This window comes from Blastococcus sp. KM273129 (genome assembly GCF_021698995.1).
In the GTDB taxonomy this organism is placed as follows: domain Bacteria; phylum Actinomycetota; class Actinomycetes; order Mycobacteriales; family Geodermatophilaceae; genus Blastococcus.
Genome location: NZ_SSXB01000017.1, coordinates 84,005 through 103,160, shown reverse-complemented (window position 1 = coordinate 103,160; position 19,156 = coordinate 84,005). Strand labels below are relative to the sequence as shown.

Sequence of the window (19,156 nt, the reverse complement as noted above, 5' to 3'; positions counted from 1 at the left end):
GGCAGCGGGCGGAAGGGGCCGGCGGGCTCGTAGCCGCCACCGCCGCAGCCGGCCAGCAGGAGGCCGGCGAGCAGGGCGGCGGCCGCGCGCGGTGCGCTCCGCGCCCTCGTCGGCCTCACCCGGCCCAGGGTACGTGCGGCCGGGGTGCGCGCGCGGGCGCGCCGCTGGCTAGCGTGGGGCGGTGACGACCCTGGAGCTTGCGCCGGACGAGACGCTGCACGTGCTGGTCCCCTCGCGCCGGCTGGCCGAGGCGGTGGAGGAGCTGTCGCCGCGGGTGCGGGCGCACCGGGTGGTGCCGGCGGAGGGGCCGCCGCGGGGCGAGCCGGCGCAGGCGCAGGTGTGGGTGGCCGGCGGTGGCTCGGCACCGCCGCCGGAGGGCTTCCTGGACGCGCTGCCCCGGCTGCGGCTGGTGCAGCTGACCAGCGCCGGCGCCGAGGGCTTCGCCGGGCGGATGCCCGACGGCGTCGTGCTGTGCAACGCCCGCGGCGCGCACACCCCCGCCACCGCCGAGTGGGTCGTGGCGGCGACGCTCGCCGCCCAGCGCGGGCTGCCGTCCTTCGTCCGCGAGCACGACGCCGGCCGGTGGTCGTTCGCCACGCACCGCTCGCTGGTCGGTGCCCGGGTGCTGGTCGTCGGCGCCGGCGACATCGCGGCGACGGTGGGCCGCATGCTCGCCGGTTTCGACGTGCGGCTCACCTACGTCGCGCGCCGCCCGCGCGAGGGCGTGCGCACCGTGGCCGAGCTGCCGGAGCTGCTGCCCGAGGCCGACGTCGTCGTCCTTCTGGTTCCCCTGACCGCCGAGACCACCGGCATGGTCGACGCCGGGTTCCTCGCCGCGATGCCCGACGGCGCCCTCCTGGTCAACGCCGCCCGCGGACCGGTCGTCGACACCGGGGCGCTGCTGGACGAGCTCACCTCGGGTCGCCTGCGCGCGGCCGTCGACGTCACCGACCCCGAACCCCTGCCGGAGGCCCACCCGCTCTGGCGCGCGCCGAACCTGCTGCTCACCCCGCACGTCGGCGGGGAGGTGCCGGCGACGCGGGAGCGGGCTACGGCCGCGGTCACCGAGCAGATCGGCCGCATCCTGGCGGGGCAGCCGCTGACGAACGTCGTCGACGCCTACTGATCCGCCGGGCGGGCCGTGGGGTCGGCGAGGCGCCCGCCCGAGGCGGCGGCCAGACCGGGCAGGTCGCGCACCCGGAGCACCGGCAGCCGCACCTCGGTGGCACCGGTGGTCACCAGCCACAGCTCCCCGCGCTCGCCGAGGCGGAGGCCGGAGAGCTCGGACCACGTCACGGTGCGGGAGCCCAGCAGCGACCGGGCGGTGATGCCGTGCTCGCCGACGTCCACCCCGGCCCGCAGCACCCACGCGGCCACCGCGGCGGGGACGAGCAGCAGCAGGAGCGTCCACGCGCTGACCAGGGCCGTGGGCAGGACGCAGAGCGCCAGGATGACGACGGGCAGCAGCGCGCTCCGGCTCATCCGGAAGCGGGCGGGAGGGGTCACGGAGGGCGATCCTCCCACCCGGGCGCCACGGCCTGTCGGGGAACGGGCCTACCATCCCCGCTCGTGACGATCGGCGAGGACCTCATCCCCGGAAACGAGCCCGCGGGCGCGACCCACAGCCCGCTCAAGCCCCGCAGCCACGAGGTGACCGACGGCCTGGCGAAGGCCCCGGCGCGCGCGATGCTGCGGGCGGTCGGCATGGGGGACGAGGACTTCGCCAAGCCGCAGATCGGCGTCGCGTCCTCCTGGAACGAGATCACCCCCTGCAACCTGTCGCTGGACCGGCTGGCCAAGCGGGCCAAGGAGGGCGTGCACGCCGCCGGCGGGTTCCCGCTGGAGTTCGGCACCATCTCGGTCTCCGACGGCATCTCCATGGGGCACGAGGGCATGCGGGCCTCGCTGGTCTCCCGCGAGGTGATCGCCGACTCGGTGGAGACGGTCATGTTCGCCGAGCGGCTGGACGGCTCGGTGCTGCTGGCCGGCTGCGACAAGTCGCTGCCCGGCATGCTCATGGCCGCCGCTCGGCTGGACCTGGCCAGCGTGTTCCTCTACTCGGGCTCCACCCTGCCGGGCAAGCTCGGTGACCGCGACCTGACGATCATCGACGTCTTCGAGGGCGTCGGCGCGTGCGCCCGCGGGCTCATCACCCAGGACGAGCTGGACGCGATCGAGAAGGCCGCCTGCCCGGGCATGGGCTCGTGCGGCGGCATGTACACCGCCAACACCATGGCCAGCGTCGCGGAGGCGATCGGCATGGCGCTGCCCGGCAGCGCCGCGCCGCCGGCCCCCGACAGCCGGCGCGACGCGTACGCGGTCGCCTCGGGCGAGGCGGTGGTCAACCTGCTGCGCAAGGGCATCACCGCCCGCCAGATCATGACCAAGGAGGCGTTCGAGAACGCCATCACCGTCGTCATGGCGCTGGGCGGCTCGACGAACGCCGTCCTGCACCTGCTGGCGATCGCGCACGAGGCGCAGGTCGACCTCACCCTCGACGACTTCAACCGCATCGGTGACCGCACGCCGCACCTGGCCGACGTGAAGCCCTTCGGCAAGTACGTCATGACCGACGTCGACCGGGTCGGCGGCGTGCCGGTCGTGCTGCGCGCGCTGCTCGATGCCGGGCTGCTGCACGGCGACACCCTGACCGTGACCGGCAAGACGATGGCCGAGAACCTGGCCGAGATCGCCCCGCCGGACCTCGACGGCACGATCGTGCACGCGATGAACGACCCGATCCACCGCACCGGCGGGCTGAGCATCCTGCGCGGCTCGCTGGCGCCCGAGGGTGCCGTGGTGAAGTCGGCCGGCTTCGACGCCGACGTGTTCGAGGGCACCGCACGGGTGTTCGACGGCGAGCAGGGTGCCATGGACGCCGTCACCGACGGCACCCTGCAGCCCGGCGACGTCGTGGTCATCCGCTACGAGGGCCCGCGGGGCGGGCCCGGGATGCGGGAGATGCTCGCGGTCACCGGCGCGATCAAGGGCGCCGGCCTCGGCAAGGACGTCCTGCTGCTCACCGACGGCCGGTTCTCCGGCGGCACGACCGGCCTGTGCATCGGCCACGTGGCCCCCGAGGCGACCGACGGTGGCCCGATCGCCTTCGTGCGCGACGGCGACCGGATCCGGCTGGACCTGACCACGCGCACCCTCGACCTGCTGGTCGACGCCGACGAGCTGGCCCGCCGCGCGGAGGGGTGGGAGCCGCTCCCGCCGCGCTACACCACCGGCGTGCTCGGCAAGTACGCCAAGCTGGTCGGGTCCGCGGCGCAGGGCGCCATCTGCGGCTGACCCACCCGATCGGGTGAGGCCGGGGCGGCGGGGGTTCCACCGCCCCGGCCCCGGTGCCGACCACGGGGTCGTGGACCTGGGCGCACAGCGACGGGACGACGGAGCTGCGGCCCGGACCGTCCCGCCGTCCGTCGTCGCCCCGTTCGCCGCCCCGCCGCGCACCGCCTCGCCGGGCGCGATGCCACCGGCCGCCTCGGCGGCGGAGCGACGGGAGTCCCGGTTCCTCCACGTCGTCCTCGCCGTCCTGGCGGTCGCGGGGGCGGTCGTGGGACCCGCCCTCGGTTCCGCGGCCGGCGAGGGGACCCTCAGCGTGCTGCTGGCGGTCGGTGCCCTGGCCACCGCGGTCGTCGTGGCGCGGCACGCCTCCCGGCTGGACCGCGCCGCGCGGCGGCCGTGGTGGGCCATGACGGCGGTCGCCGTGCTGCTCGCGGTGGGTCGGCTGTCCAGCGTGGTGGACGGTCCGGCGGGCACGGCCGAGCACGCCGCACAGGTGCTGGCGCTGCCCCTGGCGCTCGCGGCCTGCTGGCTGCTCCTCCCGCCGCGCAGCGACCGGGCCGGCGTGCGGGAGCTGCTCGACGGCGCCATCGTGGTGGTCGCGGGGCTGCTGCTCGCCGGGCTCGTGCTGTCGCGGTCGGGTTCCCCCAGCGGCGGCGGGTTCGTCGGGGTCCTGCAGGCGATGGGCTACCCCGCCGGTGCCGCGCTGCTCTGCGCGGGCGCGCTCATGACCGTCTCCCGCGCGCCGGCGTCCCGCCGCGCGCCGGCGGTGTGGCTGCTGGTCTCGATGCTGGCGGCCTCGGTCGCGACCGTCGTGGCCGCGCTCAGCCGGGTGCTGGGCGAGGCCCCGTCCGACCTGCTCGTCAGCCTCGCCTGGGCAGCCATGCTGGCGGCGGCGGTCCAGGCCGTCGACTCCGACCGCGGGTACCACAGCGAGCCCGGCCGGGAGACCGATGGCCTGCCGCTGTTCGGGCTGGCCGTCAGCCACGCGACCGCCTACGGCGTCGCGGGCGTGGTCATCTGGCTGCTCGGCACCGGGCACTCCTTCACGACGCCGGAGCAGGCGGCGATCGGGCTGCTGGTCCTCTGCACCTCGCTGCGCAGCCTCGTCTGGGTCGTCGACGGCGGCCGGCTCACCCGCCGGCTCCAGCGGGCCGAGGCCTACTTCCGCGCACTGGCCGCCAGCGCCGAGGACGTCACCGTGGTGCTGGACGGCGACGGCCGGGTGCACTGGGTGTCGGGCGCGGTCGACGGCCAGCTCGGCTGGTCCGAGCGCGAGCTCACCGGCCGCCGGCTGGCCGACCTGGTCGAGGCCGGCGACCGCGCGGTGCTGGAGGACGTGCTGCGCGGGAGCGTCCCCTCGGAGCCCGGCGCGCTGCCGCCGACCGTGCGCATGGTCACCGGCAGCGGCGACCGGCGCGACGTCGAGCTCTCCGGCGCCGCCCGCGCCGGGGTGCCCGGGAGCGCCCTGCGGTCGGGGCTCATGCTGCACCTGCGCGACGTCACGGCGCACCGCTCCACCCAGCGGGAGCTGGAGCGCATGGCCTGGACCGACTTCCTCACGGGGCTGCCCAACCGGGCCCGGTTCCTCGCCGCGCTCGAGGCAGCGCGCGACCGGGCCGCCCACGGCCGGCCGAGCTGCGTGCTGCTGGTCGACCTCGACGGCTTCAAGGCCGTCAACGACGTCGCCGGGCACGACGCCGGTGACGAGCTGCTGACCCAGGTCGCCGACCAGCTGCGCGCCGGCGCCCGCGAGCAGGACCTCGTCGCCCGGCTGGGCGGCGACGAGTTCGCCCTCCTGGTGCCGGGCGGGCTCGAGGAGGCCACCGGGCTGGCCGAGCGCCTCGTGGTGGCCCTGGACCGACCGTTCCGGGCGACCTCGCCCGACGGGCAGGGCGCCGGTCCGCGGTTCGCCGTCTCCGGGAGCATCGGCCTGGCCGAGGTCGACCCCGCCGCCGACGCGCCGGCCACCGTCCGGCAGGCCGACCTGGCCCTGCGCGCGGCGAAGGCCGCGGGCAAGCGCTGCGTGCGCTCCTCGGGGGAGGCCGTCGACGCGGCGGTGGGCCGGCGCACCCGGCTGGCCCGGGACCTGCCCGCGGCGATCGCCGAGGGCCAGCTCCGCGTGCTGTACCAGCCCGTCGTCGGCGTGCACGACCGCCGCGTGCTGGGGCTGGAGGCGCTGGTGCGCTGGGAGCACCCGCTCCTGGGCACCGTGCCGCCGGACGAGTTCATCCCGCTGGCGGAGGAGGACGGCCTGATCGTGCCCCTCCAGCGCTGGGTGCTCCGGGTGGCGACCGAGCACGCGGCGGTGCTCCTCGCCGACGGCTGGGACGTGCAGACCGGCGTCAACGTCTCGCCCCGCCACCTCCAGGCCGGCTGCCTCGCCCCGGACGTCGCGGCCGCGCTCACCGCGGCGCGGCTGCCCGCCGGCAAGCTGATCCTGGAGATCACCGAGTCGGTGCTGCTGGATGCGCACGAGGGCGCGCTCGGCGACCTGCGGACGCTGCGCGGCATGGGCGTCGTGCTCTCCCTGGACGACTTCGGACGCGGCTGGTCCTCGCTGGCGTACCTGGCCCGGCTGCCGGTGCAGATCCTCAAGATGGACCGGGAGTTCGTGGCCGGCATCGACACCGACCCGCGCGGCCGCGCCCTGGTCGCCGGCGTCGTCGAGCTCGGCCGGGCCCTCGGCATGGACGTCGTCGCCGAGGGCGTGGAGACCGAGGCCCAGCTCGCCGAGCTGCAGGCCATGGACTGCCGCTACCTGCAGGGCTACCTCTTCGCGCGGCCGATGCCCTTCGGTGAGCTGCGCGCGCTGCTGGCCGGCTTCGACGAGTCGGTGCTGGATGTCACGGCACCGGACACGTCGAAAATGGAATCGGGTGTCCACGTGGTGGGACGGGACGGTTGACGCGGGGCGGGCCGCGGGCGCACAGTGTCCCCGTGCCTCGCACCTGCATGCTCGCCGACGCCCGCACCCGCGGCGTCCTCGTACTCGCCTAGCGCGTCCGGTCACCGACCGACGCGCTGACCCTTCGTGCCCGCGGCACGAGGGGTTTTTTGTTGGCCGTGACCTGCCGCACAGCGAGCACGTCGTCCGTCGCACCAGCCCGTACCACGCCGCCAGGCACAGGAGATACGCGCGATGACCAGCACCCCCCACGAGGCCCCCGGCTCCGAGGCCGCCACCCGCGAGGCCGCCGCGGCGCTGACCGGCGTCGAGACGACCGCCCGCTCCGTGGCCGAGGCCGCCGCCCAGCCGGTGGCCGGCATCACCGGCGCGCAGAGCCTCGTGCGCTCGCTCGAGGCGGTCGGCGTCGACGTGGTCTTCGGCATCCCCGGCGGGGCCATCCTGCCGGCGTACGACCCGCTCTTCGACTCGCAGGTGCGCCACGTGCTGGTCCGCCACGAGCAGGGCGCCGGCCACGCCGCCACCGGCTACGCCCAGGCCACCGGCCGGGTCGGCGTCTGCATGGCGACCTCGGGCCCGGGCGCGACCAACCTGGTCACCCCGCTGGCCGACGCCTACATGGACTCGGTCCCGGTCGTGGCGATCACCGGGCAGGTGCCCAGCGCCGCCATCGGGACCGACGCCTTCCAGGAGGCCGACATCCGCGGCATCACGATGCCGATCACCAAGCACAACTTCCTGGTGACCGACGCCGAGGAGATCCCGCAGCGGATCGCCGAGGCCTTCCACCTGGCCGCGACCGGCCGCCCCGGCCCCGTCCTGGTCGACATCCCCAAGGACGTGCTGCAGGCGACCACCGACTTCGCCTGGCCGCCGCGGCTGGACCTGCCCGGCTACAAGCCGACCACCCGCCCGCACGGCAAGCAGGTCCGCGAGGCGGCGGCGCTGATCGCCGGGGCCCGCCGACCGGTCCTCTACGTCGGCGGCGGCGTGCTCAAGGCGCGGGCGACCGAGGAGCTGGCCGCGCTCGCCGCGCTGACCGGCGCCCCGGTCGTCACCACCCTCATGGCCCGCGGCGCGTTCCCCGACAGCAGCCCGCAGCACCTGGGCATGCCCGGCATGCACGGCACGGTGGCGGCGGTGACCGCGCTGCAGAAGGCGGATCTGATCGTCGCGCTGGGCGCGCGGTTCGACGACCGGGTGACCGGTCAGCTCTCCAGCTTCGCCCCCGAGGCGTCGGTGGTCCACGCCGACATCGACCCGGCCGAGATCGGCAAGAACCGCAAGGCCGACGTGCCGATCGTCGGCGACGCGAAGGAGACCATCGCCCAGCTGGTCGAGGCGCTGCGCGCCGAGCACGAGGCCGGCCGCACCCCGGATCTCGACGCCTGGTGGGCCCAGCTGGACGACTGGCGCCGGCGCTACCCGCTCGGCTACGACTGGCCCGAGGACGGCGCGCTGTCCCCGCAGTACGTCATCGAGCGGCTGGGCGCGATCGCCGGGCCCGACGCGATCTACACCTCCGGCGTCGGCCAGCACCAGATGTGGGCCGCGCAGTTCATCTCCTACGAGAAGCCCGGCACCTGGCTCAACAGCGGCGGGCTGGGCACGATGGGCTATGCCGTCCCGGCCGCGATGGGCGCCAAGTACGGCTGCCCGGAGACGACCGTGTGGGCCATCGACGGCGACGGCTGCTTCCAGATGACCAACCAGGAGCTGGCCACCTGCGCCATCGAGGGGATCCCGGTCAAGGTCGCCGTCATCAACAACGGCAACCTCGGCATGGTCCGGCAGTGGCAGACCCTGTTCTACGAGGGCCGCTACTCCAACACCAAGCTGCACGCCCGCAATGCCGACGGCACCCCGAAGCCGGTGCGCATCCCCGACTTCGTCGCGCTGGCCGAGGCCCTGGGCTGCGTGGGGCTGCGGTGCGAGACCAAGGAGGAGGTGGACGCGGTCATCCAGAAGGCGATGGAGATCGACGACGCCCCGGTGGTCATCGACTTCGTCGTCGGGGCCGACGCCCAGGTGTGGCCGATGGTGGCCGCGGGGGCGAGCAACGACGACATCCTGGCCGCGCGCGACCTGCGCCCGGTCTTCGGCGACGGGCAGGTGTGAATCGGATGAGCAGGCACACGCTCTCGGTGCTGGTCGAGAACAAGTCCGGTGTGCTGGCCCGCGTCTCGGCGCTGTTCAGCCGCCGCGGGTTCAACATCGAGTCCCTCGCCGTCGGGCCGACCGAGAACCCCGACCTCTCCCGCATGACGATCGTCGTCGACGCGGAGAGCCAGCCGCTCGAGCAGATCACCAAGCAGCTGAACAAGCTCGTCGAGATCATCAAGATCGTCGAGCTGGACGGCGGGGCCGCCGTGCAGCGCGAGCTGCTGCTGGTGAAGGTCCGCGCGCCGATGGCCGAGCGCACCCAGGTCCTGCAGACCGCCGAGCTGTTCCGCGCCCGCGTCGTCGACGTCAACCCGGACACCGTGACGCTCGAGGCCACGGGCACCCCCGACAAGCTCCAGGCGCTGCTGGCGGTGCTCGCGCCGCTGGGGATCAAGGAGATGGCCCAGTCCGGCACCGTCGCCCTGGGGCGGGGCCCGCGCGCCATGTCCGGCGCCGGTACCTTGCGCCCGGTCGAGCGCACCGCCTAGTCCGCACCACCCCATTCGGGCGGTTTGTGCACAAACCGTCGCACCGAACGAAGGAGAGCACCACAGCATGGCCGCCGAGATCTTCTACGACGACGACGCCGACCTCTCGATCATCCAGGGGCGCACCGTCGCCGTCCTGGGCTACGGCAGCCAGGGGCACGCCCACGCGCTGTCGCTGCGCGACTCGGGCGTCGACGTCCGCGTCGGCCTGCCGGAGGGCAGCAAGAGCCGGGCCAAGGCGGAGGCCGAGGGGCTGCGGGTCGTCACGCCGGCCGAGGCGGCCGCCGAGGCCGACCTGATCATGATCCTGGCCCCGGACCACGTGCAGCGGCACCTGTACGCCGAGTCGGTCGAGCCCAACCTGCAGGACGGCGACGCGCTGTTCTTCGGGCACGGCTTCAACATCCGCTTCGGCTACATCAAGCCCCCGGCCGGCGTGGACGTCGCGATGGTCGCCCCCAAGGGCCCGGGCCACCTCGTGCGCCGCGAGTTCGAGAACGGCAAGGGCGTGCCCTGCCTCGTCGCGGTGGAGCAGGACGCCAGCGGCAGCGCCCTCCAGCTCGCGCTCTCCTACGCGAAGGCCATCGGCGGTGCCCGCGCCGGCGTGATCAGGACGACCTTCGCCGAGGAGACCGAGACCGACCTCTTCGGCGAGCAGGCGGTGCTCTGCGGTGGCGCGAGCGCGCTGATCACCGCCGGGTTCGAAACCCTCACCGAGGCCGGCTACCAGCCCGAGGTCGCCTACTTCGAGTGCCTGCACGAGCTGAAGCTGATCGTCGACCTCATGTACGAGGGCGGCATCGCCAAGCAGCGCTGGTCGGTGTCCGACACCGCCGAGTACGGCGACTACACCTCCGGCCCGAAGGTCATCGACGCCCGCGTCAAGGAGTCGATGAAGGAGGTCCTCGGCGCGATCAAGGACGGCTCGTGGGCCGCGGCGTTCATCGCCGACCAGGACGCCGGGGCGCCGGACTTCAAGCGCCGCCGGGCCGAGGCCGAGGCGCACCCGATCGAGGAGACCGGGCGCAAGCTGCGCGACGACGGCCGACGCGAAGGACAGCAGCGCCAGGAGGCCGAGCAGGGCGTCGATCTCGAAGACGGCACCGATGGCGAAGAGGGTGAGCAGCCCACCGAGCGTGCCGAGGCCGCCGATCACCACACCGATGACCGCCGCCGCGGTGACCTGGCCCGGGCGCTGACCGCCCGGCGCCTGGCCGTAGCCGGCGGGCGCGTTCGGGTAGCCGTACCCCTGCCCGTACTGCTGGGGCGGCTGCTGCTGGCCGTACCCGGGGCCCGGCTGCTGGCCCGGTGGCGGCCCCCAGCCCGGCTGGTCCTGCGGCGAGCCGCCCTGCGGACGGTCGGGATCGGGACCGGTGGGGCTGGACATGGCGGTTCCTCCTGCTCGGGTCCCCCGTCGCGACCGACGGGGACGGTTGGTAGTGATGGTCACACCGGAGCCGGGCCGGAGCAGCCCCGAGGAGGACCGGCCGGCCGGAACCACCCGGTTCAGCGACCGGTGCGGCGGTACCGGTGGGCGGCGAAGAACTGGGTGGCCGGCCGCAGGGACAGCAGGACGACGATCGCCAGGGCCGCCAGCCAGAACAGCAGGTTCACCACGACGTCCCCGGAGGTGCCGTCGACGAGGCTGCCGAGCAGGCCGATGGTCGTGAAGCCGAGCGCGATCGAGCCGCCGACGAGCAGCAGCACCCGGCTGCGGCCGGTCAGCGCCCAGACCGAGCCCCACACCATGACGACCGTCCAGGCCAGGGCCAGCACGCCGACGGCGATCAGCGCACCACCGACGGCGCCGCTGACCGCGCCGAAGCCGGGGATCTCCTCGTCCAGGCCGCCGCCGGCGCCACTGGCGGCCGCCCCGAACACCAGGAGGAAGAAGGTCACCAGCAGCCCGATGGCGCCGTAGACGAAGCCCAGCACGGCCGCCGTGATCACCCCGCCCGGCTTCGCCGGCACCCCGGGGTCGGCGTACCCGCCGTACGCGCCGTACGGCTGGGGCTGCTGCTGCCCGTAGGGGGAGGGGGCTCCGTACTGCTGGCCGTACTGGGGCTGGCCGTAGCCCTGCTGGCCGTACTGGCCGTACGGCTGCTCCCCGTACCGGGGCTGGCCGTACTGCTGCTGCTCGTAGGAGGGCTGGCCGTGCTCCTGACCGCTCCCGCCGCCGTACGGCTGGGACTCGGAACGACGCTGGTCGTCGGACTGGCTCACTGTTCTCCTCCGTCGGGGCCGGTCTGCGCCGGCGACACGGTCAGGATGTCGGTGCCGCCGAGCGGGAGCAAGGACCGCCGCGGCAGCCGGGACGCGGTGCCGGCAGGGCCTTCCACCGGGGCGTCGCCAGCCCGGGCGGCAGGCCCGGGCCCCCTCTGACCTAGTGTCCCTTCCCATGCGCCTGGCAGTGATCCCCGGAGACGGCATCGGGCCCGAGGTCGTGGCGGAGGGGCTCAAGGTCCTCCGCGCGGTCGCCCCCGACCTGGAGACGACGCCCTACGACCTGGGCGCCGCGCGCTGGCAGCGCACCGGTGAGCTCCTGCCGGACACGGTGCTCGACGAGCTCCGGCAGCACGACGCCATCCTCCTCGGCGCCATCGGCGACCCCGGCGTCCCGCCGGGCATCCTCGAGCGCGGGCTCCTGCTCCGGCTCCGCTTCGAGCTCGACCACCACGTCAACCTGCGTCCCGCGAAGCTGTTCGACGGCGTCCGCAGCCCGCTGGCCGACGCCGGCCCGATCGACATGCTCTGCGTCCGCGAGGGCACCGAGGGGCCCTACGTCGGCAACGGCGGGGTGCTGCGCAAGGACACCCCGCAGGAGGTCGCGACCGAGGTCAGCCTCAACACCGCCTTCGGCGTGGAGCGCGTGGTCCGCTACGCGTTCGAGCGCGCCGTCGCCCGCCCGCGCAAGCACCTGACCCTGATCCACAAGACCAACGTGCTCACCCACGCCGGTGGGCTCTGGTCGCGGATCGTGGAGGAGGTGTCGGTCGAGTTCCCGGAGGTCACCGTCGCCTACCAGCACGTCGACGCCGCCTCGATGTTCTTCATCACCGACCCGGGCCGCTACGACGTCATCGTCACCGACAACCTGTTCGGCGACATCGTCACCGACGTCGCCGCCGCGGTGACCGGTGGCATCGGGCTGGCGGCGAGCGGCAACCTGGACGCCTCGGGCACCAACCCGAGCATGTTCGAGCCGGTGCACGGGTCGGCTCCCGACATCGCCGGCCGGGGCATCGCCGACCCGACGGCCACCGTCCTGTCGGTGGGGCTGCTGCTCGAGCACCTGGGCCGCACCGAGCAGGCCCGCAAGGTCGACGCCGCCGTCGCCTTCGACCTGTCCACGCGGGACCCGCGGGCGGCGATCCGCACGGCGGAGGTCGGCGACCGGCTCACCGCGCTCGCCGGCGGCTGAGCCACCCGGGCGGAGCACGGGTGGGCCAGGTCGCCCCCGGGCGCCGGTCAGCCCGGGAGCTCGCCGTCCGCGGGGTGCACGGGCCTCCGGCCTCGTGGGGTCACCCCCGGATTCTCGCCGGCGGGCCGGCGCCGATCCCGCCGATCCGCGGCCCCGGGCTGGGGCCTGGCGTCGCAGCAGTGGTTTACTCCTCCGTGATGAGCACCACCGGCCGGATCATCATCGCCTAGCGCGCAGTCACCTCCCCGACTGCGCGCAGACCTCCCGTACCCGGGGGGTCTTTTTCGTGTTCGGGCCGACACCACCGCCCCGGGAGACCCCATGACCAGCACCGACTTCCACGTCTTCGACACCACGCTGCGCGACGGCGCCCAGCGCGAGGGCATCAGCTACTCGGTCGCCGACAAGCTCGCGGTGGCCCGGCTGCTGGACGAGATCGGGGTCGGCTTCATCGAGGGCGGGTGGCCCGGCGCCCTGCCGAAGGACACCGAGTTCTTCGCCCGGGCGCGCACCGAGCTGCAGCTCAAGCACGCGCAGCTCGTGGCGTTCGGCGCGACGCGCAAGGCCGGCGTCGCCGTCGAGGACGACCTGCAGGTGCGCGCGCTGCTGGACGCCGGGACGCCGGTCGTCTGCCTGGTCGCCAAGTCCGACGTCCGGCACGTGCGCGAGGCCCTGCGCACGACGCTGGAGGAGAACCTGGCGATGGTGGCCGACACCGTCGCCTTCCTGGTGGCGCAGGGCCGGCGGGTATTCCTCGACTGCGAGCACTTCTTCGACGGGTACGCGGCCGACCGCGACTACGGGGTGCGGGTGCTGCAGGCGGCGTTCGACGCCGGGGCCGAGGTCGGCGTCCTGTGCGACACCAACGGCGGCATGCTGCCGATGGGCGTCGGACGCGTGGTGGCCGATGTCGCGTCCCGCGTGGACGGGAAGCTCGGCATCCACTGCCAGGACGACACCGGGTGCGCCGTCGCGAACACCCTGGCCGCGGTCGAGGCCGGCGTCACCCACGTGCAAGGGACGGCGAACGGCTACGGCGAGCGGGCCGGCAACGCCGACACCTTCGCGCTGATCGCCAACCTGGTCACCAAGATGGGCATCCCCGCCGTGCCCGCCGAGTGCCTCCCGGAGCTGCAGCGGGTGAGCCATGCGATCGCCGAGCTGGCCAACATCGCCCCCGACGACCACCAGCCCTTCGTGGGCGCCTCGGCGTTCGCGCACAAGGCCGGCCTGCACGCCAGCGCGATCAAGGTGAGCCCCGAGCTGTACAACCACCTCGACCCGGCCGTCGTCGGCAACGACATGCGCATCCTGGTCACCGAGATGGCCGGCCGGGCCTCGGTCGAGCTCAAGGGGCGGGAGCTGGGCGTGGACCTCGCCGGCCAGTCGGACGCGATCGGCCGGGTGGTCGACCAGGTGAAGGTGCTCGAGGCCGACGGCTGGTCGTTCGAGGCCGCGGACGCCTCCTTCGAGCTGCTGCTGCGCGGGCAGCTGCCGGAGGCGCCGCCGCCGCTGTTCCAGCTGGAGAGCTACCGCACCTCCGTCGAGCACTGGGGCAACGGCGTCGTCGTCAGCGAGGCGACGGTCAAGGTGCACGTCGACGGCGAACGGATCATCACCACCGGTGAGGGCAACGGCCCGGTGAACGCTCTCGACAACGCGCTCCGCCAGGCGCTGGTGCACCGCTACCCGCAGCTGGCCGACGTCTCGCTGGCCGACTACAAGGTGCGCATCCTCGGCTGGAAGGGCGGCACCAGCGCGACCACCCGGGTGCTCATCGACACCACCGACGGGGTGGGGGAGTGGACCACCGTGGGGGTCCACGCCAACATCGTCGAGGCCTCGTGGCACGCCCTGGTGGACGCGTTCACCTACGCGGTGCTGCGCCGTCCCCAGCCGTAGCGGCCGTCCTCAGCCGTAGCGGGCGACGAAGTTCGCCAGCAACCGGCCGGGCACGGTCACCACCGCGGGGGTCAGCCGGGCGATGACCGTCTCGACCTCGCTGGGCGCGAAGTACCCGGCGTGCTGGTAGATGCGCACCCGGGCGACGATCGCGGCGACGTCGAGCTCGGGGTGGAACTGGGTGGCGTAGACGTTCTGCTTCACCTTGAACATCTGCACCGGGCAGGTCGCCGAGGAGGCCAGCAGCACCGCGGTCGGCGGCAGCACGCGGCAGGCCTCCTTGTGGCCGACGAACGCGGTGAAGCGGTCGGGCACCCCGGCGAGCAGCGGGTCCGCCCGGCCCGCCGGGGTCAGGCCCACCTCGACCGCCGACACCGGCTCGCCGAACGTCCGGTCGACGACGCCGCCCTGGTGGGTGCCCAGGGTCCCGATGCCGTAGCAGGCGCCGAAGAAGGGCAGGTCCCGGTCGACGACCTCGTCGAGCAGGCCGGCGACGTCGCGCTCGACCCGCACCTGGACGGCGGACTTCTCCGCGTCCGACGAGTTGAACGGACCCCCGCCGAGGAAGACCCCGGCGTAGTCGTCGAGGTCCAGCGGCGGCAGCGGCCCGGCCTCCATCCGGATGCGGTGCAGCCGGTCGGCGGGCAGGGCGGTGCAGCGCAGGAACGACGCGTGCTCCTCGTCCGCCGCCTCGTCCTCCGGGCGCGAGGACAGCAGCAGGAACGGCTTCACCCGGTCAGCGCGGCTGGATCTCGCCCATCGGACCCCAGCCGGAGACCTCGGGTGCGTCGACGTAGATGATCTGCGGCTGGGCGGACACCAGGTCCGGGGCCTGCTCGACGAACCGCTTGAAGGCGTCGGTGGCCACGTGGGCGGCGCCCGCGTCGGAGTCCCGGAAGCCCTCCACGCAGACGAAGGTGCCCGGCTCCTCGAGGCTGCGCGACCACTCGAAGAAGAGCGAGCCCTCCTCGGCGTTCACCGCGCGGGCGTAGTCGGTGGCCAGCGCGGTCCACTCGTCGGCGCGCTCGGGACGGACGGGGAACTTCACGACGATGAGGATCACCGGGACATTGTCGGCCTCCGGCCGGAGCCGCGGCCAGTTGCCGTCCCCCGGCTACGCCGGATCGAGCCGGGTGCGCAGCAGGCAGAACTCGTTGCCCTCGGGGTCGGCCAGGACGTGCCAGGTCGCGTCCTCGGCCTGGCCGACGTCGGCCGGGGTCGCGCCGAGGTCGAGCAGCCGCCGCAGCTCGGCGTCCTGGTCGCGGTCGGTGGGGCTGACGTCGATGTGCAGGCGCACCTTGCCCGGCGTCGGGTCGCCGACCGGTACGAAGACCAGCGTGGGGGCGGGCCCGCCGAAGCCGTCCTCCGGGCCGATCTCGACGGCGCCGTCGTCCTCCCGCCCCACGACCCGGTAGCCGAGCACCGCCGCCCAGAAGGCGGCGAGGGACTCGGGGTCCCGGCTGTCCACGACGAGCTCGCTGAACCGGCAGGCCATGGGTGCACGGTAGGCGGGAAGGGGCGCGGCTAACCTCGGCTCGTGCGCATCGTCCGTTTCGCCAGTCCTCAGGGCATGTCCTTCGGCGTCCTCGACGGAGACGGCCAGGTGGCCCAGATCGAGGGCCACCCCTTCGGCCAGATCTCCTTCACCGGCGCCCGGTTCGCCCAGGCCGACATCCGGCTGCTCTCGCCGATCCTGCCGAGCAAGGTGGTGTGCGTCGGCAAGAACTACGCCGAGCACGTGAAGGAGATGGGGACCGGGGACGCGCCGGGGGAGCCGCTGCTGTTCCTCAAGCCCTCCACCTCGGTCATCGGTCCCGGGGACGCCATCCGCATCCCGCCGGGCAGCACCAACGTCCACCACGAGGTCGAGCTGGCCGTGGTGATCGGCGCCCGCGGGGCCCGCAACGTCACCCCCGAGCAGGCGCTGGGCAGCGTCTTCGGCTGGACGATCGCCAACGACGTCACCGAGCGGGACATGCAGCGGAGCGACGGCCAGTGGACCCGCGCCAAGGGCTTCGACTCCTTCTGCCCCCTCGGCCCGTGGATCGAGACCGACCTGGCCGGCATCGGCCTGGACGCCGGTGACCTGGAGATCACCTGCGACGTCGACGGCGAGCGCCGCCAGAGCGGCCGCACCAGCCAGCTGCTCTTCGGCGTCCCGACGCTGATCTCCTACATCTCGCAGGTGATGACCCTGCTGCCCGGCGACGTCGTGCTGACCGGCACGCCGTCGGGCGTCGGCCCGATCCGCCCCGGCCAGACCGTCTCCTGCTCGGTGCAGGGGCTGGGCACGCTGACCAACACGGTGACGGCGGCCGACGCCGTCTCGACCGCCGGTGGCGCCCGGTGACCGTGCGCACCCGCTTCTGCCCGTCGCCGACCGGGCTGGTCCACGTCGGGCTGATCCGCACCGCCCTGTTCAACTGGGCGCACGCCCGCCACCACGGCGGCACCTTCGTCTTCCGCATCGAGGACACCGACGCCGCCCGCGACTCCGAGGAGTCCTACCGGCACCTGCTGGACAGCCTGCGCTGGCTGGGCCTGGACTGGGACGAGGGACCCGAGGTGGGCGGCCCGCACGGCCCGTACCGGCAGTCGGAGCGGCACGAGGTCTACCGCGAGGTGGCCGCCACGCTGCTCGAGTCCGGGCACGCCTACGAGTCCTTCTCGACCAACGAGGAGGTCGACGCCCGGCGGCGGGCGGCCGGCGAGGACCCCAAGCTCGGCTACGACAACCACGACCGGTTCCTCACCGAGGCGCAGAAGGCGGCGTTCCGGGACGAGGGCCGCCAGCCGGTGCTGCGCCTGCGCATGCCCGACGAGGACCTCACCTGGACCGACCTGGTGCGCGGCGAGGTGCGCTTCGCCGCCGGCGCGGTGCCCGACTTCGTGCTGGTGCGCGGCAACGGCGTGCCGCTCTACCCCTTCGTGAACCCGGTCGACGACGCCCTCATGGGCATCACCGACGTGCTCCGCGGCGAGGATCTGCTGCCCTCCACCCCCCGGCAGCTGGCGCTGTACGCGGCGCTCACCGACATCGGCGTCGCCCAGGGCACCCCGCGCTTCGGCCACCTGCCCCTGGTGACCGGCGAGGGCACCAAGAAGCTGTCCAAGCGCGACCCCACGTCGAACCTGGACGTCTACCGGGAGCGCGGCTTCCTGCCCGAGGGGCTGGTCAACTACCTGGCGCTCCTGGGCTGGTCGATCGCCGACGACCGGGACATCTTCTCGGTGGCCGAGATGGTGGAGGCCTTCGACGTCACGAAGGTCAACGCGAACGCGGCGCGGTTCGACCTGAAGAAGGCCGAGGCGATCAACGCGACCCACCTGCGGGCGCTGCCGGTCGAGGAGTTCACCGCCCGCGTGGTGCCGCACCTGGCCGCCGCCGGCCTGGTCGCCGAGCCGCCCACCGCCGAGCAGGAGGCGGTGCTGCGCGCCATCGCGCCGCTGGCGCAGGAGCGCATGGTGGTGCTCTCCGAGGCCGTCGGGCTGCTGGGCTTCCTGTTCGTCGACGAGGTCGAGATCGACCCCGCCGCCGCCCAGAAGCAGCTCGCCGGCGACTCCGCCGTGGAGGTGCTGGACGCCGCGGCGGCCGCGCTGGGCGCGCTGCCGGAGTGGACCACGCCGGCCATCGAGCAGGCGCTCAAGGAGTCGCTCGTCGAGGGGCTGGGCCGCAAGCCGCGGCAGGCGTTCGGGCCCGTCCGCGTCGCCGTCAGCGGGCGCACGGTGTCCCCGCCGCTGTACGAGTCGATGGAGCTGCTGGGCCGGGAGCGGACGCTCGCCCGGCTGGCCGCGGCCCGCGCGGTGGCGTCGGAGGGATGAGCTCCCCGGCGGGCGGCGGGGGACCGGCCGACGAGCCCTACGCGGGGCCGCCGCCCACGCTGCGGCCGGTGCCGGGGCGCTTCCCGGTGCCGCCGTGGCCGCAGGCCCCGGGCCCGTACCCGCCCGCGGCGTGGCCCTCCGCGCCGTGGGCTCCTGCGCCGTGGGCGCCCGGGCCGGCGCCGTCCCCGCCGGTGCCGCCGGCCGGGTGGGCACTGCCGCCGGGGACGCCGCCGCACGACGAGCCGACGTCGTTCCTGCACGCCATGCGGTCCCGCGACTGGGCCTGGTGGCGGCCGTTGCTGGGGTTGCTCCTGCTCGGGGTGGTCTTCCTCGTGGCCGGGGCGCTGCTCGGCGTGCTCGGCATCCTGACCGGGATCAGCCCCGACCTCGCCCTCATCGAGCTCACCGATCCGGGCACGCTGCTGGTCACCAACGCGACCCTGGCCGTGGGCATCCCGGTGGTGTGGCTGGCCTGGGCGGTGGCGCACGGCATGCGCCCGGGCTGGTCGTCGTCGGTGCTGGCCAGGTTCCGGTGGCGGCTGCTGCCCCGGCTGACCGTGCTGGCGCTGCTGTCGATCGGCGTCGTCATCGGGCTGTCGGTGCTCGTGGCCGTCACCGCGGGGGAGGTGGAGGTCACCGGGCCGGTCCCCTCGTGGGGCTGGTTGCTCGCCGTCGTCCTGCTCACCACGCCGCTGCAGTCGGCGGCCGAGGAGTACCTGTTCCGCGGCTACCTCAGCCAGGCGATCGCCGGCTGGATCCGCGCGCCCCGCACCGGCGCGGTGGTGGCCGCGGTGGTGACCGGCGCGCTCTTCTCGCTGGCGCACCTGCCGCCGGACCTCGCCACCTTCCTGGACCGGTTCGCCTTCGCCCTCGCCGCCTCGGCGGTGGTGTGGCTGACCGGCGGCATCGAGGCGGCCGTGGTCCTGCACGCGGTCAACAACGTGGTGCTGTTCCTGCTCGTCGCCCTGCTGGGGGACGCGGTGACCACCGACGTGGTCCCCGCCGGGCTCGCGCCCGTGTCGCTCGCGCTCACCGCGGCCGGATTCGGCGGTTTCGTGCTGCTGGTGGCCCGGTGGCGGCGGTCGGCGCGGCCGGAGCTGCGGACCCCGGCCCTGGACCTGCGGCCCCCGCCCGGGCCGGCGCCCGCGCGCTGACCCGCCGTCG

14 protein-coding genes and 1 pseudogene are annotated in these 19,156 nt (G+C 74.4%); 11 read left to right on the top strand and 4 right to left on the bottom strand.

Going from position 1 to position 19,156, the window contains the following annotated elements:
- The first annotated feature begins 181 nt into the window (after nucleotides 1-181).
- On the top strand, nucleotides 182-1,126 hold the full coding sequence (locus E9565_RS07765; protein ID WP_236834469.1) for a 2-hydroxyacid dehydrogenase: 945 nt from the start codon (nucleotides 182-184) through the stop codon (nucleotides 1,124-1,126).
- Here E9565_RS07765 and E9565_RS07760 read toward each other — a convergent pair.
- Complete coding sequence (locus E9565_RS07760) at nucleotides 1,120-1,506, bottom strand: PH domain-containing protein (RefSeq protein ID WP_236824620.1); 387 nt, start codon at nucleotides 1,504-1,506, stop codon at nucleotides 1,120-1,122. The genes E9565_RS07765 and E9565_RS07760 overlap by 7 nt on opposite strands.
- Before the next feature lie 63 nt (nucleotides 1,507-1,569).
- Between E9565_RS07760 and ilvD the strand changes: the two genes are divergently transcribed.
- From ilvD to cimA, 7 genes and pseudogenes are all read left to right on the top strand, one after another.
- Complete coding sequence (gene ilvD, locus E9565_RS07755) at nucleotides 1,570-3,294, top strand: dihydroxy-acid dehydratase (RefSeq protein ID WP_236824619.1); 1,725 nt, start codon at nucleotides 1,570-1,572, stop codon at nucleotides 3,292-3,294.
- A 70-nt stretch (nucleotides 3,295-3,364) separates the two neighbouring features.
- Nucleotides 3,365-6,196 (top strand): bifunctional diguanylate cyclase/phosphodiesterase, encoded by a 2,832-nt coding sequence (locus E9565_RS07750; protein WP_236834468.1) that lies wholly within the window; start codon nucleotides 3,365-3,367, stop codon nucleotides 6,194-6,196.
- A gap of 234 nt (nucleotides 6,197-6,430) precedes the next feature.
- Nucleotides 6,431-8,314: an acetolactate synthase large subunit gene (locus E9565_RS07745; protein WP_236834467.1), complete on the top strand. Its 1,884-nt coding sequence runs from the start codon at nucleotides 6,431-6,433 to the stop codon at nucleotides 8,312-8,314.
- 5 nt (nucleotides 8,315-8,319) lie between these two features.
- On the top strand, nucleotides 8,320-8,847 hold the full coding sequence (gene ilvN / locus E9565_RS07740) for an acetolactate synthase small subunit (protein ID WP_236824616.1): 528 nt from the start codon (nucleotides 8,320-8,322) through the stop codon (nucleotides 8,845-8,847).
- A gap of 67 nt (nucleotides 8,848-8,914) precedes the next feature.
- Nucleotides 8,915-9,883 (top strand): annotated as a pseudogene (gene ilvC / locus E9565_RS07735) (ketol-acid reductoisomerase); the annotation flags it as partial.
- A 1,362-nt stretch (nucleotides 9,884-11,245) separates the two neighbouring features.
- Nucleotides 11,246-12,268: a 3-isopropylmalate dehydrogenase gene (locus E9565_RS07730; RefSeq protein ID WP_236834466.1), complete on the top strand. Its 1,023-nt coding sequence runs from the start codon at nucleotides 11,246-11,248 to the stop codon at nucleotides 12,266-12,268.
- A 321-nt stretch (nucleotides 12,269-12,589) separates the two neighbouring features.
- Nucleotides 12,590-14,170 (top strand): citramalate synthase, encoded by a 1,581-nt coding sequence (gene cimA / locus E9565_RS07725; RefSeq protein ID WP_236824611.1) that lies wholly within the window; start codon nucleotides 12,590-12,592, stop codon nucleotides 14,168-14,170.
- A 9-nt stretch (nucleotides 14,171-14,179) separates the two neighbouring features.
- Here the strand turns inward: cimA and E9565_RS07720 are convergent, their stop codons facing one another.
- The 3 genes from E9565_RS07720 to E9565_RS07710 are packed head-to-tail and all read right to left on the bottom strand — an operon-like array spanning nucleotide 14,180 to nucleotide 15,665.
- Nucleotides 14,180-14,902, bottom strand: coding sequence for a glutamine amidotransferase (locus E9565_RS07720; protein WP_236834465.1), 723 nt, complete (start codon nucleotides 14,900-14,902; stop codon nucleotides 14,180-14,182).
- 4 nt (nucleotides 14,903-14,906) lie between these two features.
- Entirely contained in the window at nucleotides 14,907-15,233 is a 327-nt protein-coding gene (locus E9565_RS07715) for a putative quinol monooxygenase (RefSeq protein WP_236824609.1), read from the bottom strand.
- Between the two features lie 51 nt (nucleotides 15,234-15,284).
- On the bottom strand, nucleotides 15,285-15,665 hold the full coding sequence (locus tag E9565_RS07710; protein ID WP_236834464.1) for a VOC family protein: 381 nt from the start codon (nucleotides 15,663-15,665) through the stop codon (nucleotides 15,285-15,287).
- 42 nt (nucleotides 15,666-15,707) lie between these two features.
- Between E9565_RS07710 and E9565_RS07705 the strand changes: the two genes are divergently transcribed.
- The 3 genes from E9565_RS07705 to E9565_RS07695 are packed head-to-tail and all read left to right on the top strand — an operon-like array spanning nucleotide 15,708 to nucleotide 19,146.
- Entirely contained in the window at nucleotides 15,708-16,520 is an 813-nt protein-coding gene (locus tag E9565_RS07705; protein WP_236824607.1) for a fumarylacetoacetate hydrolase family protein, read from the top strand.
- On the top strand, nucleotides 16,517-17,992 hold the full coding sequence (gltX, locus tag E9565_RS07700; RefSeq protein WP_236834463.1) for a glutamate--tRNA ligase: 1,476 nt from the start codon (nucleotides 16,517-16,519) through the stop codon (nucleotides 17,990-17,992). Before E9565_RS07705 ends, gltX begins: the two co-directional genes overlap by 4 nt.
- Entirely contained in the window at nucleotides 17,989-19,146 is a 1,158-nt protein-coding gene (locus E9565_RS07695) for a CPBP family intramembrane glutamic endopeptidase (protein ID WP_236834462.1), read from the top strand. The genes gltX and E9565_RS07695 overlap by 4 nt, the downstream gene beginning before the upstream one ends.
- Nucleotides 19,147-19,156 lie beyond the last annotated feature (10 nt).